The organism is Ochrobactrum sp. SFR4 (assembly GCF_019730395.1).
Classification (GTDB): domain Bacteria; phylum Pseudomonadota; class Alphaproteobacteria; order Rhizobiales; family Rhizobiaceae; genus Pseudochrobactrum.
In genome coordinates, this window is sequence record NZ_JAAPBB010000022.1 from 16445 (window position 1) to 29891 (window position 13447).

The 13447-nt window shown below is 52.3% G+C and carries 18 protein-coding genes; all 18 read right to left on the reverse strand.

Annotated elements, in window-relative coordinates:
- Positions 1 to 12: 12 nt before the first annotated feature.
- Entirely contained in the window at positions 13 to 576 is a 564-nt protein-coding gene (locus HBA93_RS16605) for a hypothetical protein (RefSeq protein WP_221724006.1), read from the reverse strand.
- Positions 576 to 1187: a hypothetical protein gene (locus tag HBA93_RS16610; RefSeq protein WP_221724007.1), complete on the reverse strand. Its 612-nt coding sequence runs from the start codon at positions 1185 to 1187 to the stop codon at positions 576 to 578. The genes HBA93_RS16605 and HBA93_RS16610 overlap by 1 nt, the downstream gene beginning before the upstream one ends.
- Positions 1184 to 2983 (reverse strand): tail tape measure protein, encoded by a 1800-nt coding sequence (locus HBA93_RS16615; RefSeq protein ID WP_221724008.1) that lies wholly within the window; start codon positions 2981 to 2983, stop codon positions 1184 to 1186. The genes HBA93_RS16610 and HBA93_RS16615 overlap by 4 nt, the downstream gene beginning before the upstream one ends.
- Positions 2984 to 2991: 8 nt before the next feature.
- A complete protein-coding gene (locus HBA93_RS24565) occupies positions 2992 to 3171 on the reverse strand; it encodes a phage tail assembly chaperone (RefSeq protein ID WP_075655064.1) in 180 nt (59 codons plus the stop codon).
- Between the two features lie 20 nt (positions 3172 to 3191).
- Positions 3192 to 3608 carry a hypothetical protein gene (locus HBA93_RS16625; protein ID WP_221724009.1) on the reverse strand — a complete coding sequence of 139 codons (417 nt, stop codon included), beginning with the start codon at positions 3606 to 3608 and terminating at the stop codon, positions 3192 to 3194.
- Complete coding sequence (locus HBA93_RS16630) at positions 3605 to 4021, reverse strand: phage tail tube protein (RefSeq protein WP_022711860.1); 417 nt, start codon at positions 4019 to 4021, stop codon at positions 3605 to 3607. Before HBA93_RS16630 ends, HBA93_RS16625 begins: the two co-directional genes overlap by 4 nt.
- 43 nt (positions 4022 to 4064) lie before the next feature.
- Positions 4065 to 4529: a hypothetical protein gene (locus tag HBA93_RS16635; protein WP_221724010.1), complete on the reverse strand. Its 465-nt coding sequence runs from the start codon at positions 4527 to 4529 to the stop codon at positions 4065 to 4067.
- Positions 4530 to 4531: 2 nt separating this feature from the next.
- Positions 4532 to 4873 carry a head-tail joining protein gene (locus HBA93_RS16640; RefSeq protein ID WP_221724011.1) on the reverse strand — a complete coding sequence of 114 codons (342 nt, stop codon included), beginning with the start codon at positions 4871 to 4873 and terminating at the stop codon, positions 4532 to 4534.
- The gene (locus HBA93_RS16645; protein WP_022711863.1) at positions 4870 to 5241 is read right to left on the reverse strand and encodes a hypothetical protein; all 372 of its coding nucleotides are present in this window, start codon (positions 5239 to 5241) and stop codon (positions 4870 to 4872) included. Before HBA93_RS16645 ends, HBA93_RS16640 begins: the two co-directional genes overlap by 4 nt.
- 26 nt (positions 5242 to 5267) lie before the next feature.
- Positions 5268 to 6299, reverse strand: a complete 1032-nt coding sequence (locus HBA93_RS16650) for a major capsid protein (protein WP_075655058.1) — start codon at positions 6297 to 6299, stop codon at positions 5268 to 5270.
- Positions 6300 to 6326: 27 nt separating this feature from the next.
- Entirely contained in the window at positions 6327 to 6680 is a 354-nt protein-coding gene (locus HBA93_RS16655) for a head decoration protein (RefSeq protein WP_221724012.1), read from the reverse strand.
- Positions 6681 to 6722: 42 nt separating this feature from the next.
- Positions 6723 to 7232: a hypothetical protein gene (locus HBA93_RS16660; RefSeq protein ID WP_221724013.1), complete on the reverse strand. Its 510-nt coding sequence runs from the start codon at positions 7230 to 7232 to the stop codon at positions 6723 to 6725.
- 47 nt (positions 7233 to 7279) lie between these two features.
- Positions 7280 to 8170 carry a S49 family peptidase gene (locus HBA93_RS16665; RefSeq protein WP_221724014.1) on the reverse strand — a complete coding sequence of 297 codons (891 nt, stop codon included), beginning with the start codon at positions 8168 to 8170 and terminating at the stop codon, positions 7280 to 7282.
- A 12-nt stretch (positions 8171 to 8182) separates the two neighbouring features.
- Positions 8183 to 9814, reverse strand: a complete 1632-nt coding sequence (locus HBA93_RS16670) for a phage portal protein (RefSeq protein WP_286202001.1) — start codon at positions 9812 to 9814, stop codon at positions 8183 to 8185.
- Complete coding sequence (gene gpW, locus HBA93_RS16675; RefSeq protein WP_022711869.1) at positions 9811 to 10035, reverse strand: gpW family head-tail joining protein; 225 nt, start codon at positions 10033 to 10035, stop codon at positions 9811 to 9813. The genes HBA93_RS16670 and gpW overlap by 4 nt, the downstream gene beginning before the upstream one ends.
- A gap of 11 nt (positions 10036 to 10046) precedes the next feature.
- Entirely contained in the window at positions 10047 to 12077 is a 2031-nt protein-coding gene (locus tag HBA93_RS16680; RefSeq protein WP_221724015.1) for a phage terminase large subunit family protein, read from the reverse strand.
- 11 nt (positions 12078 to 12088) lie between these two features.
- The gene (locus HBA93_RS16685; RefSeq protein ID WP_221724016.1) at positions 12089 to 12781 is read right to left on the reverse strand and encodes a hypothetical protein; all 693 of its coding nucleotides are present in this window, start codon (positions 12779 to 12781) and stop codon (positions 12089 to 12091) included.
- A 232-nt stretch (positions 12782 to 13013) separates the two neighbouring features.
- Entirely contained in the window at positions 13014 to 13424 is a 411-nt protein-coding gene (locus HBA93_RS16690) for a DUF2513 domain-containing protein (protein WP_221724018.1), read from the reverse strand.
- Positions 13425 to 13447 lie beyond the last annotated feature (23 nt).

Sequence of the window (13447 nt, forward strand, 5' to 3'; positions counted from 1 at the left end):
TGACCTGTAAATTTACAGAGTTATATCAAACTTTTCAGTTTTGACTTTTGAGGCATATTCCAGCCCCCTGTCTCCGGCGGAGATCAGTTGCTGATCCTCATGCGATGCGGATCTGTAACCGTCGCGGTGATTATCCAGTGCTGATGTCTCAACATGCACAACCAGCTTAAATTCACCATTCTCCCCTGCATGGTCGATTGTATCAACGTAACCATGGTTCAGCGGTTCGACATAAAGTACCGACCGGCTGTCCGGATCTATATAAACATCATAGATAACAACCGGACGCCCTTTGTAATCCTCATCCTCTATGGAGGCGAGTTTGTCAGCTGTATAACCAAAATCGGCAGCTTCCGGCATTTCGATTGTCATAGGAAGTGCAGCCGTACCAAGGCCGACTGCTATCGTTTCCACTCCGACAAGCTGGTTACCGTGATAGGTAACACCACCCCACTCGAAACTGCCCTTGCCGTTCCAAACCCCATATACACCGGTGCCAAGTTCATACTTGATCATTGAGCGGATCACTACACGCCCCTCATCAAGCAACTGCTGTAATCTGGAAGGATAAGCCATTAACGAGGCACCTCAGTAAGCCGCCATGTAGCAACCGGCAGATTGTCAGGAGAGAGGGAAAAAGAATTCGGCACAAGCCGTGTATTCATTTTTGGATTTTTGAATGTAACCACCGCGCCCACAGTGATGTATGACATGACCGGAGGCCAGACACGCAGGGAAAGAGATCCGCCGGAGGTTGCCACACCACCTGTAACCACCTGATGAAGGGAATGATAATCCGCTGTTGTCAGCGAAATGTAATCACCGGCCATAATAACCAGCCCTGCATATACACCACTCATATTCAGCAGTTGCTGATCGGTGATATTTTGCAGAATTCCTGTTTTACTTAGGGCAATATGATCTGGTTGCCCCCAATATGTTTGCGGTAAACAGACAGGGCTATACAAAATGGTCCGCAATCCGCCACGCGCCAGACGTGCGAATATCTCAACAGCCAGCAGAGGAGCAGCCTTTAACGGGTCTGTCGTAATATCAATTACCCAATATGGGTCACCGTACTCAATAAATGAAATTAACCGCTCACCGGATTTGGATGCCGAAACCTGCTCCACCAAAAGAGGGCGGGAAGCTTTAAATCCGACTTCCGGCAATGTGATCGGCGTCATGACAACATCCCCCGCATATTAAGCTGCTGAATCTGAGCAGCCAATTGAGGCAAGCTACGTTTATTCACTTCTTCAATAACACTCTTGAATTGCTCAGGGGTCATATTCGACCCTTTAGCATCAATCTGATATACCGGTGCCAATGAGATACTATTGCCAGCACCTCCAGCACTGCCATGCGGAATAATCCGGCCATGAGTGCCGGGAGAGAAGAACTCCTCCCCCTTCTCATTAACGCGATAGAGATTGCCGGGCGTTACGCTGCCACCAGCAGCGCGTGCACCGCCGAACATCATCCCAAACAAACCACCGAGACCCGATGACTGAGGCGATATCCCAAACAGGTTTGCCAAAGGACCCTGCCCCATAAGCATTGCCTGCGACATTTGACGGAGCAGTCCAGCCAGCGCCTCTTTTGCACTGAATGAACCATCAATGATCGTGTCAATCATATTCATAGAGATGTCAGCCAGATCGAGAGCTGCATCCGCATTGCGACGAAGCTGCTCTTCAACGGCCTCGACCGCTTTTTGCTCCTGATAACGCGCCTCAATCAACGCTGTAATTTGATTGCGCTGTGCATCCGTTGCACTTGCACCGACTTTACGCAGGGCAACTTCCTTATCCCGCGCCTCATCAGTAAGCCCGACAAGCGCCAACTCCTCTTCGAGTGAGGCAATCAAATCATCAATCGCCTTTTTCTCGCGCTCTGCATCACTTATTTTCGCAGAGCGCGATCCGCCGCCCTTGGTCTTGGTCTCTGCAGGCAATATATAGGGTGTTACCGGTGGTGGGATTGTCGTATCGGTAATGGCTGTCAGTTTGTTACGGCGTTCCAGCTCATCATTGATGGTTTTGAGCTGTTTATCGACCTCAACCATTTCAGTGGCTGCATCTTTACCAATCAACCACAGTGCACTGTCCTGCTTTGTTCCCTTTTGCTCTTCAAGTTGTTTACGGCGAGTCTGCAATTGCTGCTGATTGGCACGCAAAGCCTCAGAACTACGCTCTTCCATGGCGCTAAATGAAGCAACAAACACCTGCAGGGCCTGATAAGCATCAACGATTGCACCCTTGAGCGATCCGGAAACCGTATTGGAAATTTCCTGAAACTTTCGATCAACATCGGCAGCAGCCTGCACCACATCATCGGAGAGGACACGACCAAGCTCCTCCCCCTCTTTAATGGTTTCGGTCAGCTTATCGCGCCCTTGTTCAATCAGGGACACAAACTGCTCACCACCCTGTCCGCCCATAATCTCATCAAAGATACGGATGCCGGCAGCAGTGTCTTTCAGGCGACGGGTACGGTCAATAATCTCCAACATAAAATCTGCCGGATCCTTGAGGCGTTTTTTGACCTCCTCCGGCGACATACCAAGCTGAGCAAAAGCTTCTGCACCGGAGCCTTTGCCAGTCTGGGCATATTCATTTGCCCTCAGATTTAGCTCACGAAAGGCATCAGCCATCGCATCAACTTCAATGCGGTTGGTTTCAGCTACATATTTCATCTGCTGAAATGACTTGATTGTCATGCCAGCCCGTTTTGCTGCTGTTTCGATATTACCAATATCGGAGATAACCTGCTTCACTCCCTGAATGGAGAGGCCGACACCCACACCGGCCAATGCCCCTTTGACGAGAGCCATAGACCGGTTGAGACCGGCAGACAGATCGGAAAATTCCCGTTGCGCATTCTTGGCAGTTGCCTTGGTATCGCCGCGTACACGGGTCATGGCATCATGGAAGCCACGGGCATTGGCGCCGATAAACGCCATGATGTCATTGCGGGACATGAATTACCCTATCTGATGGATTTGGTAGGTGGATAATGACGGGCAATCTCTGCCGCCCTTGCCGGTGTGATAATGTCTTTTGAGCGTTTACCGGTACGCCCCTCGATAGCAGATTCCAGCTCCGGCCATGTGGATCGCCAAAAAACTTCCGGCGACCACCCTAATACTCCGGTTGCAAAACTAAGCATTTGCTGGATTTGGTCAGTGATTACGAGGGGCTCAGTGCGTTTCCCGATGTGGCCTGCTCAAATGCCTTTTCCAACTGATTGAGATGATCGGTCTCGCCGCGCAGTTTCTTGCCATCATTGATATGGCCGGAAAGAGCTTTGGTGATAGCTTTGCGGAATGACTGTTCATCCGCGGCACTCAGCTCTGCGATGGCTTTGTGCGCCAGATCACGCGCTGCCTTGTCACCATCCGGATGCGTGGTCAGGACACGTAGGGCTGCCATCACCGTTTTGGGATGGAAACCAATAAGTCGCGTATAGAGCAGATCCATCGTGTCACAACCGGCCACTTCACAAAGCGTTGCCAACCGGCCAAACTCAACAACCAGGACCAGATTGGTATCGCCAATCTGGCAGGCAGCTTCACCACGGAGAGTATTGGGTAAAGCATCCGTCATGGTGATACTGCCGGAGTAAAGCCAACAGTGCCGGTTGCAGACATCCGCCCCTGACACTGCAGCTCATTGGTCTTATCGCCCGAGAATGTCAACGAAATCAGGAAATCAGCTTCGAATGTCCCGACCCCCGGCACCACCACTTGATACGGCGTGACAACCTGATTGACTGCATCACCGATCATGGCCTTGGAGGCAGTGTTGCTGACGAAAGCACCATCAAGCTGCACATTGATACGCTGGATGCCATACATTAACTGCAACAAAAGCTTGCTGCCTGGATCAGCACAATTGGGCTTGGTGATGTCGATTTCTTCATTGTTGATTTCCAATGAGCGGGATTCTGTCACGCACACCGAGACAAAATCATCCGGCGTCATCAGACGCTTGATCACAAGCTCACGACCTAAAGCCATGGACTTATCTCCTGTTTAAATAAATGGAATGAATGGTCTGCGATCAGGCTCGTCTGTTGGGATAGCCTGCATATGTGCGGTAACTCACATCAAACACCATGCGTCCCGCACCAAGACTCTGCGCCGTACCGGCATCGATAAAATGATCTGTGGCAGACAAAATCATATCAATGACCAATCCGCCCAAATCTGATGGAGGCAATGCGCTCTCAACAGCCGCAGCCAAAAGATCAAACTCTGCAGACGGATCTTTGCGACCTTTAAAATGAATGACCACATTAACAGCAAGCCGATGATTGAGCCTCGTCAGTTCTTGCCGGGTGACATCATCATAGACCACACCATCAGGCGTTGTCTGGTCACTGGTGTAGAGCACTGTGAAGGAGGGCAAATCCTCCTCGGGCACTGCCGTTGAGCGCATTGGTGTAACAATGCCCAGATATTGTGCTGCGACCGGCTGGAGCTGCTCTCTGATCTTATCAAGGATCGTTTGTCGAAGATGCGCCATGTTTATTCATCCTCATGCAGAAGCAGGCGTTTCATCGCCCGCCCGTCATCAACATGACCGGCCACCACAAAAACCTTGCCGATATCCTGCGCATCATCACTTCGTACAATAGTGATCGTGTCCGCCTGACGAACACCATCGAGCGCTGTGCCGGAAGCAGCAAAGCTATAGTTCACTCCTTCCAGACCCATGCCCTCGATGTCGAGCAAATCTGTCTCCCGAACTTTTCGCAAAATACCGATCAACGGCACAGGACTACCCTTGATAGTGACACTGGCTTCGACATTGCCTAGACCAGAGACAAAAGCATCGGCCATATCGGAGAAAATGGCAGGACGGCTCATTCGCCGCCCGCCTTTTCCAATGCCGCTTCCGCAGCATTCAGGCGCTCTTCCGCTGCTTCAAAAGCCGCGAGCTGCTCATCACCGGCATCCGGCTCTGCAAGCGCTTCCTTGGTATTGTCATAGACAAGCTGAGCCGCTTCAAGTTCCGCATTCAGCGCATCCAGATCAGTAGTCTTTACCGGCGCGGGAGGTTTTGTCACTTCCTGTAGCTTCGGTAGAGATCGATCCTCCGGCACAGTGCCAAACAAAGCGGCGATTTTATCCGCTTCCTCCTGTGGCAGGGTGACTGCGGTACCAGGCGGCACATCTTTACCAGCAATGGTCAGCGTTACCGCATAGGCCTGCCGCACAGTTTTGACTTTCGCCATAGTTTCATTCCTCTCAAATTAAGTGGTTAGCGAACCATGGCAAAGAGCGATGCAGACGCATCACCTGGTACCGGCAGTGGCGCACTCTGTGTCATCAGGAAGGTTGCCGACGGATCTTCGACATTCCACATTTTCGGGAAGCGAGACAACGGCCTCATCTGCGCTGCCACATCCTGAATGGCACCATGCGCCATAAAGCCCTGGAACTGGCTTGGAGCAACCACACCAACGCCGAAACTTGGCCACAGTTCAAGATTGTTTCCCTGATCATCTTCAAACAGCTGGGTATATTGCCAGAAGTTGAACTGCCCGACAGTGCCAAGATAAATCGCCACCATATCCTCAGAACCGGCAGCAACAGGGCCGAATTGCATTTCACCGCCCATCTGGCGGCGGTTATCCAGAATTTCACGAATTTCAGGATCGCTTTGCAGCAATTCTGCTGCCTCTGCCCCAAGGATCACTTCTGTGGCTGCACCGCCCGATGTGGTAGCAACACGTGTCGCCCATGAGCGGATAGATTTGCGGATGGATACGCCCGCCTCGCCCCAGCGATCCGCACCGGTCAGAGCAAGCGTGTGATTTGCTGGCCGATTATAATCAACAATCTGGGTTTCATAGTCTTCACCGCTGACGATGATCTTGCCCGTGCGCAGTGCCTCTGCCGCCATCACTTCTTCACGGCGTGTCACCTCATCATCCTGATCGGCCAGAATATCGGTGACAGTCTGCAGGTAGCGATCTTCCGCAGACATATTGCCGTTGAGCGGCTCGCCGGGACGACGGCGGAAGCCTTCACCCGGGCGAACTGTGTTTTTCGGTTTCACATAGGCAGGCGTAAATGTTGAGGTCTGGCGGCCACGAATGGCGCGTTCTTTGCCCGGCACCAAAGGTGATACGAATGGTGCAACATTGCGGCGGCGTTTCAGTTTATCAAAGGCGATTTCTTCCGCATCGGACTGAAAACCGTTCGGGAAGAATGTATCGCGGATAAAGGCTGTTGGCCGGTCGCGGGCTTCAATCACCGTCAACAGCGCGGCTGTGCTAAATAAATCCATTTGAGATTTCCTTAAATGAGCGCCGGATCAGGCGAGGTTGTGCAGGAAGAGCGGAGCAGAAGCTTTGCACCATGCGCTTTCGACACTCGCTGCCGTATGGCCTGCCCCGTAGATCAGTTTGGCCGCATCAAAATTACCGGATGCATAGGCATCCGTGATCACATCACCGGCAGTGGTATCGACATCGATAGCCAGCACCATGCTTGGCACTTCAGAACCATCCGAGGATGCAGAGGCTGAGACCAGGAATTTGCCACTGGCCTCACCCAGCACTGTGCCACGTTTGAGAACACCCTGCCCGCCTGCAATAGGCACAACACGGACAGCAACGGGAAAATCACCGACGAGCAAATCGCCGGGAATATAAGTTTCAGTGCGCATAGCGACACTCCTGAAAAAGTTAAGGGAACAGAATTACCGAGCTTAACGCTGCGGTTTACGTGACGCGGAACGCGCTTTGGCATGGGCAACCAGGCGCTCATCAGCACTACCGGCTTTAGGGGCAGCACCACCATTACCAAGCGCCGGTACACGTCCCTGCATACGGCCAGACAGGCTGGAAACTGCACGGGAGGAGCCGGAAGCCGCCAATGTGGCGACGGCCTGTTTGGCCGACATATTGGTATTGAACGCCAAATGAGCTGCCAGTGACGGGTTCTGTTCCGCTTTAGCCGAGCCTAAGATTGCCGACATGCGACTACGCTCAGCCTTGCGGCCACGGGCATAATCGCCGGGCTTTTCTTCATCATCGGCAACTGGCTCCTCTTCCTCTGCATCCGGATCTGGATCGGTTTCAGCGTCGGGATTTTCCGGATCATCCTCAGCCTCATCCGGCTGCAGATCGTCTTCCAGTTCTTCCGGCTTATCCTCTTCGAGGCGTTTGCGTGTATTGCGGCCACCAACAGCCGCGCGGATAGCGCTTGAAAGCGACATCAGCGTGTTCCTTTTTGATAATGTTGAGAGTTTTTAAAGGGGAGAGATCAGGCACTCATCGCGGCAAGAAATGCCTCGAAGACTTGTTTTGGGCGCCCCACCGCATCGGCAAGACCAAGATCAACTGCCGCCTGCCCACGAAACGTATCCGCTTGCGTGGCAAGTGCGGCCTCTACCGAGAGGCGTGAACCACGGTAGCGCGCCACCGTCTCAGCAAATAAGGTGCGCATGGCTTCAAGATCATTGACGGCTTCGGAATATTCTTCCTCGCTCATCGTCTCGAACATGCCAGGGCGGGCTTTTTTTTCACCGGCACGTAGAATGGTAACTGCAAGCCCCTGATTTTTTGCCCAGCCGGATGCATCGACATGCATAGTGATGACACCAATCGAGCCGGTATAACCGGTGGTAGGGATCACGATCTGGCGACAGGCGGCAGCCAGAAGATAGGCCGCAGAACACGCATGATCGGTGAGAATGGCAATCGTCGGCTTTTCCTGTGAAAGTACATAAAGCTCCTCGGCACAGGCGAAACATCCGTCCACTTCACCACCGAAACTGTCAAACTCAAAGACAACAGCCCTGATATCATCACGGGCAAGACAATCAGCGATCTGGATATTCAACCCCTCATATGAGGTCATGCCGGAGGTTTTCCCCACCCATGAGCCCTTATTGACGAGGGACCCTTCCACCTCAATGACTGCAACATTGCCAACCATTTTGGGGCCACTATAGATTTTCTCGCCCGTCCAACCGTTGCGCAGTTCCCGCATATTCTCTGACAACACACCCATTTCCGGTGTGTCTGCCATCGCAACATTCTGCCCCAGCACACGCGGTCCGAAAGCGCGAGCGATAATATTGGCTTTGGCCTCATGCATCATCAGCGGCGTATCGAACAAACGCGCCGCAATTTCCGGCATTGCAAATGTCATTTGCGCTGATCCTCATTTCTGTTCGGGTTCATCTTTAGGCGTGTCACTACCGAAGCGTGACACCACACCGGTACTTGCCACCTCACCGGAAGTGACACCGTGCATGGCGGCAAAGCGCTGTTCACGGGCACGTTGCAACATGTCTTCTTTCCAATCGCGCCCCTGTTCGGCGGACTCGGATTCCTGCGTTGAAAGACCAGTAGCCAAACGAATAGCGGCAGCACGCGCTTCTTTCTCGGGATCAACCCAGCCACGCCCCGATCCGATCCAAGCCGCTCTTGCCCAACCAATCGGATTGGCCTCAAAGGAAACGGCATGTGCTGGTAGTTTGATACGCCCCTGATCGAACACTTCTTCCAGCCAGGCCATATAGATCGGCTGCATAAAGCTATGAGCAAAGCTGGTTTTACGAGCAGTCAATCCGCGCCAGATTTCCAGAAGAGCGGCACGCGCACTGGAATAATTGACCTTTGACCAGTCCATGGTCAGCTGCTCATAGGTCAGGCCAATGGATGATGCGATATTGCGCAATGCTGCATTGACGAAAACCTCAAACGCAGCGTTCGGATGTTCGGATTTGGTAAAAACCACATCCTCACCCGGATTGAGGAAATTGAGCTGCGCACCTTTCAACCGGATCGGATCAGCCTTATATGCTGCACCTTGTGCCGCTGCCTGCGCATCAAAAAATGCGTTAATCGACTTGCCACTATCACCGGCACTGAAACTATCAGCCAGCTGATCCATATCCAGCGGCGTTTTGATGAAAGCCGCCATTACCGCATTGAGTGATGCTGCCTGCAGCTCATAATCATTGTAATCAGAGACTTGCTTGAGCTGCTGCAACACGGATGCCCAAGGGCTGACACCGCGCGTCATACCGGCACGACTGGCCTCAAAAGCATGAACAGCTGTCGGCCTGCCCCATTCAGTCTCCCGTTCTACCCGATCCCAGATAAACATATCATGCATCGGCCGTGTAATGTCACCCGGATGCGAGCGGCGAACATGATAAGCAAGCGGAGCACCATAGGCATCAATTTCTACACCATCGCGCAGAAACTCAGTATCCATAGCGCCATTCGGATTTGACATCCGAGCTGGATCAATCACATGGACGCAAGTGCCATATCCGTTCGCTCCCATCCGATATGGCAAAACCGCAAAGGCTTCGCCGTCAGAAAATCGGTGTCGTGCTGCCAGACCCAACAGGCCAGCAACAGACTTGGTACGTTCTGCATCAAACCAGTTACCGGGATCGGTCGCCACATCCGACCATAGCCCCTCGATCTGGTCGCCAATCTCATCTGCCTCATCAGCACTCAAATTCAGAGTTCTGGCATTTGGTTGACTGGATAAGCGCCATCCGGAACCAATCACTGTATCCACGAGACGGGACACACCAGCCGATGCCCAACCGTTATTGCGCACCGCATCATTGACACGATCAATAACAACATCGCGCGACAATGTGAGTGCAGCTTGTCCGGAATATGTACCAGGTCGCCAACCAGCCATAGACGAATGATCCGAACCGGCAGCGCTATAAACTGCCGCATTCATCGCATAACGTCTGCGGGCTGCAACACGCACCTCCGGTGGCATTGGAGCGCCGTGAGCGTCCAGAATAACCGGTTCGCTCATAGAAACACCACACGGCGCGAGCGTGTACGTGCTGCACTGGCAATCCCCAGCTGAGTCCGTAGCTCACCAATATAAAGCCGCAACCGCCCTTCATCTGCTGTGGTGAAAGTCACACTTTCTCCCTGATAGCTGAGTTGCACTGATGCTTTACCAACCATGAGTTTATGCAGCGCTGCCTCTGCTTCTGTGAGGCGCGCCAATAAAATGCTTCTGTCTGTCATGTTGTTTCCGATCAGCCGCGGCGACTGGCACGCGCCATCGCACGGGCGATTGCCGCTTTTACCAAGGGCGATTGTTTCTGTTCATCTGCAAGTATGGCTACCGACACCTGAGGCTGGCGTAAAAGCTGGTCTTCAAGATCCAGCTGTGCCGGTGGCTGCTCTTGTGAAAGACGTTCTGCCAATGCGTCCCATTCATCCTCAGTCCAGTAATTGATCCCTAAGCGCAGGGTCGCGGCCAAAGACTGGTTGAGCATATCCAGCGCCTCATTGCGTTTTCCAGCTGGCAAATCCCATTCATAATAAGGATGGCCAGAACGGCCACGACGCTGAACACGTATCTCGGATGTTGCCTGTTCAAAGAACTCATCCCCCAGACCGTGTACAAAATCGATATAGCCAGTCTGGCCCGGATCTTCCTTGCGGTATGAACGGTAAAGAGCTGCTTTCATCACCGAAGCATTGAAGTTAAAAAAGCGCCGTGAGTATTTGAGTTGCCTACCTTTTTTGTCTTTCTCTTTTTTAACTTGCGCCAGCATTGGAGCGGCTTCGCGATTATCACCACGCACCATAATCACATCCGTGATCGGATGACGCCGCGCCCACTCCCAGACATCTTCGGTATAGGCATTACCATCAATCGCCGTCAGATCGACCTTGCGCCGATTACCCCAACAATCCAGCCATTCACGTTTAACCAGTTGCGACAATGCCTGTTGCACTGCAGGCTCGGAGATATGGCCGGAATGCGCTGTAAAACCCGGTAGATTACGACCGGTATTATCGTCAAATATCCCGCGATCTATCACCACGCGGTAACGGTTCTTGCCATAACCAACCAGCAGCCATTCAACACGATCCCCCTGCACGTCTATGCCAATTGTCAGGATCAGTGCCTTTGGTGGGATAATCCCACGCGGCAGGCCAGTTTGCGCTGCCCTATCGCGCAACACTTCCCAGCCAATAGATTCCCCGTCAGTCTCAAAGGGTTGTCCCAGCCAGTCATTGAAGAATACCTGCTCAGCACCGGCCTTCTTACCTTTATCATCGGGACCGCCGCGCTGCACATTGAGATAGGCACGCGCCAGCGCCTCCCAACTTTCCAACGGCGAATAGGCAACCCAGATATGAAATGAGCGATGATAGCGTGCTCGTTCCGGATATTTAGCAATCCATTTGGCACCATTCTCTCTCGCTACCATCCATGCGCGATGATGCTCCTTGATTTCGCCGCCACATTTAACGCAGTAAAAACACGCTTTCTCAGGATGCTCCGGATCAATGTGATCACGCATCTGCTCCCATTCGAGCGGTTGCAACTCCAAACAATGCGGACACGGCACATGGTAACGCTCCTGCGTGCCCTGCTCAAAGTTGGAGCTGATACGGCAGCCCGGCGCAATCAGCGGCGTTGAGATTTTCAGGATCTTCGCCGCGATGAATGCTTTTGACCGGCTCTCTGCCTGACTTTCCGGATCACCTGCCTCATTGTTTTGCCATTTCGACAGATCATCCTGCACCTGCTTACGCGGTGAGATCATCGACAAGCCGGAAGGTGAATTGGCGCCCGCTGCCTGAATAGCCCCGCGCCCGTCTGCACGCTCCTTATAGTGGATGGAATTACCACCCTCGCGGCTTTTCTCAGGAAACAGTGCCGTCAAAGCCGTGGTTTCGCGGATCAGCGGCATCAGCTTCTGTTTCGACCAACGAGAGGCATTTTCCTCTGTCGGATGCACATACAGAAAATCGCACGGGTCCATATCCATAGTGCCGAGCGTGAAGATATTCGCCAGCACCGTGCCGCCGACCTGCGCCGATTTGGCAATGGTCACAATCCGGCACGGGTCTTCAGGTGAAATAGCTTTCAATATCTCCGAGAAGAACGGAAACAGCGCTTCATTATAGGGACCGGGAAACTGTGTGATACGATCCGAAAAGACGATATTCTGTTTTGCCCAACTCAGATAATCCACCGGTGGCGGTGGCATCGTCTCCTGTGCCAGAATGGAATATGTCAGCCATGCCGGATTGCAAAGCAGTGTCATGTACCAACCATTCAGTCTAGGTGTTGATCCTCACTTTCAAATAAATCAGGATCAATCACGTTTTCCGGCTCTGAAGCCTGTTGCTCTATGAAACCCTGTGCTGCTCGCTCACGTACTTTGCGGAAAGCTTGCTGTAGGTGATGTAGGATGTCGCGTTGTGGTAATTCAAACTGGCCGGCCAGATGCGTTGCCATATCAGCCAGCCCGCCTTCCATCACACGGTAAGCCATCGCCACTGATCGCGTGATTTCTGATCTGGCTTCATCCGCCAACATGAACCGGCCAGATGCTAATGCTTCTTCGCGTTTGGCACGCGCTGTCTGCATTTTGGCTTGTTCAAGCTTTTCGCGGGCTATCTGGTCAGCAACCAGATCACTTGGTGTCTGAAACACTTCCGCTGGCCGCTTTTCTGCATTCTGCAGTAAAGGTGCATCCGTCTGTTCGACTGCAGCGCGTGGTACCGGTGAAACAGATATTCGCGTGCTCAGACCATTAATGCCTACACGCTGCGAGACATCAAGGCGCCCGCTCAAGTGGCGCTTGGCGCGTTCCACTACAATACGGGCGCTTCGTCCCTCGCCTTGCAAAGCATCCGGTCCAATCTGGCCGGACGCAATATATTGAGATATTCGTCCGGCAGAGACATTGATCAGCTTGGCAAACTCGCCCTTGCTCATCGTCTGATCTGACTGGATGGCCGTCATAACTTTTCCTGAGAATACAGCCGGATATTGAATCCTCTGAGTTTAGTGCCTGACTTTAGTTCTTTAGCCTTTGACTTTAGGCTTTGATTTCACGCTCAGACTGACCAAGACCCGCGGTGCGAAATACCCGCAGGCAAGGTGTATCAGGAAGGACCCGAAATGATGGGAAATCCTTCACACGGCCCCCAAATACAGCCGCCAAACATTCTTAACCTCAACCATGAAGTTTGGTTCAGCTACCAAAACTTTGTTTGATTAAGTCTGTAATGTAGCTTTCAGCAATCCGTCCAACAGTTTTCATGCTATTAACGCCCAGTTTTTGCGCGTTTCCTTTAATCGCAGCCCAATGCTGAGGGGTACGGGCTGCATCAAGAAATTCATGTCCGCTTAGTGTGAGCCGATTAATAGTATAAGTAACATGCAAAATGATTGGATCTTCATAATCGGGAATAGTATCAATCTCGGCTTTAATAAAACCAGCTTCCTCTAACAGCATGACATGGTAAGCGATTTCATTCGCTGACCAACCTGTAAGCGTTATATCCTCAATATGTGAAATTGGTCGATCAGCCTTCTCTTCAATGAACAGATGTCCGACATCAGCGCCCTTGAGACAAAACAGTGTTAATTGAGAAGAGAGGATTTTCGGCTCATGATAGCTCTATC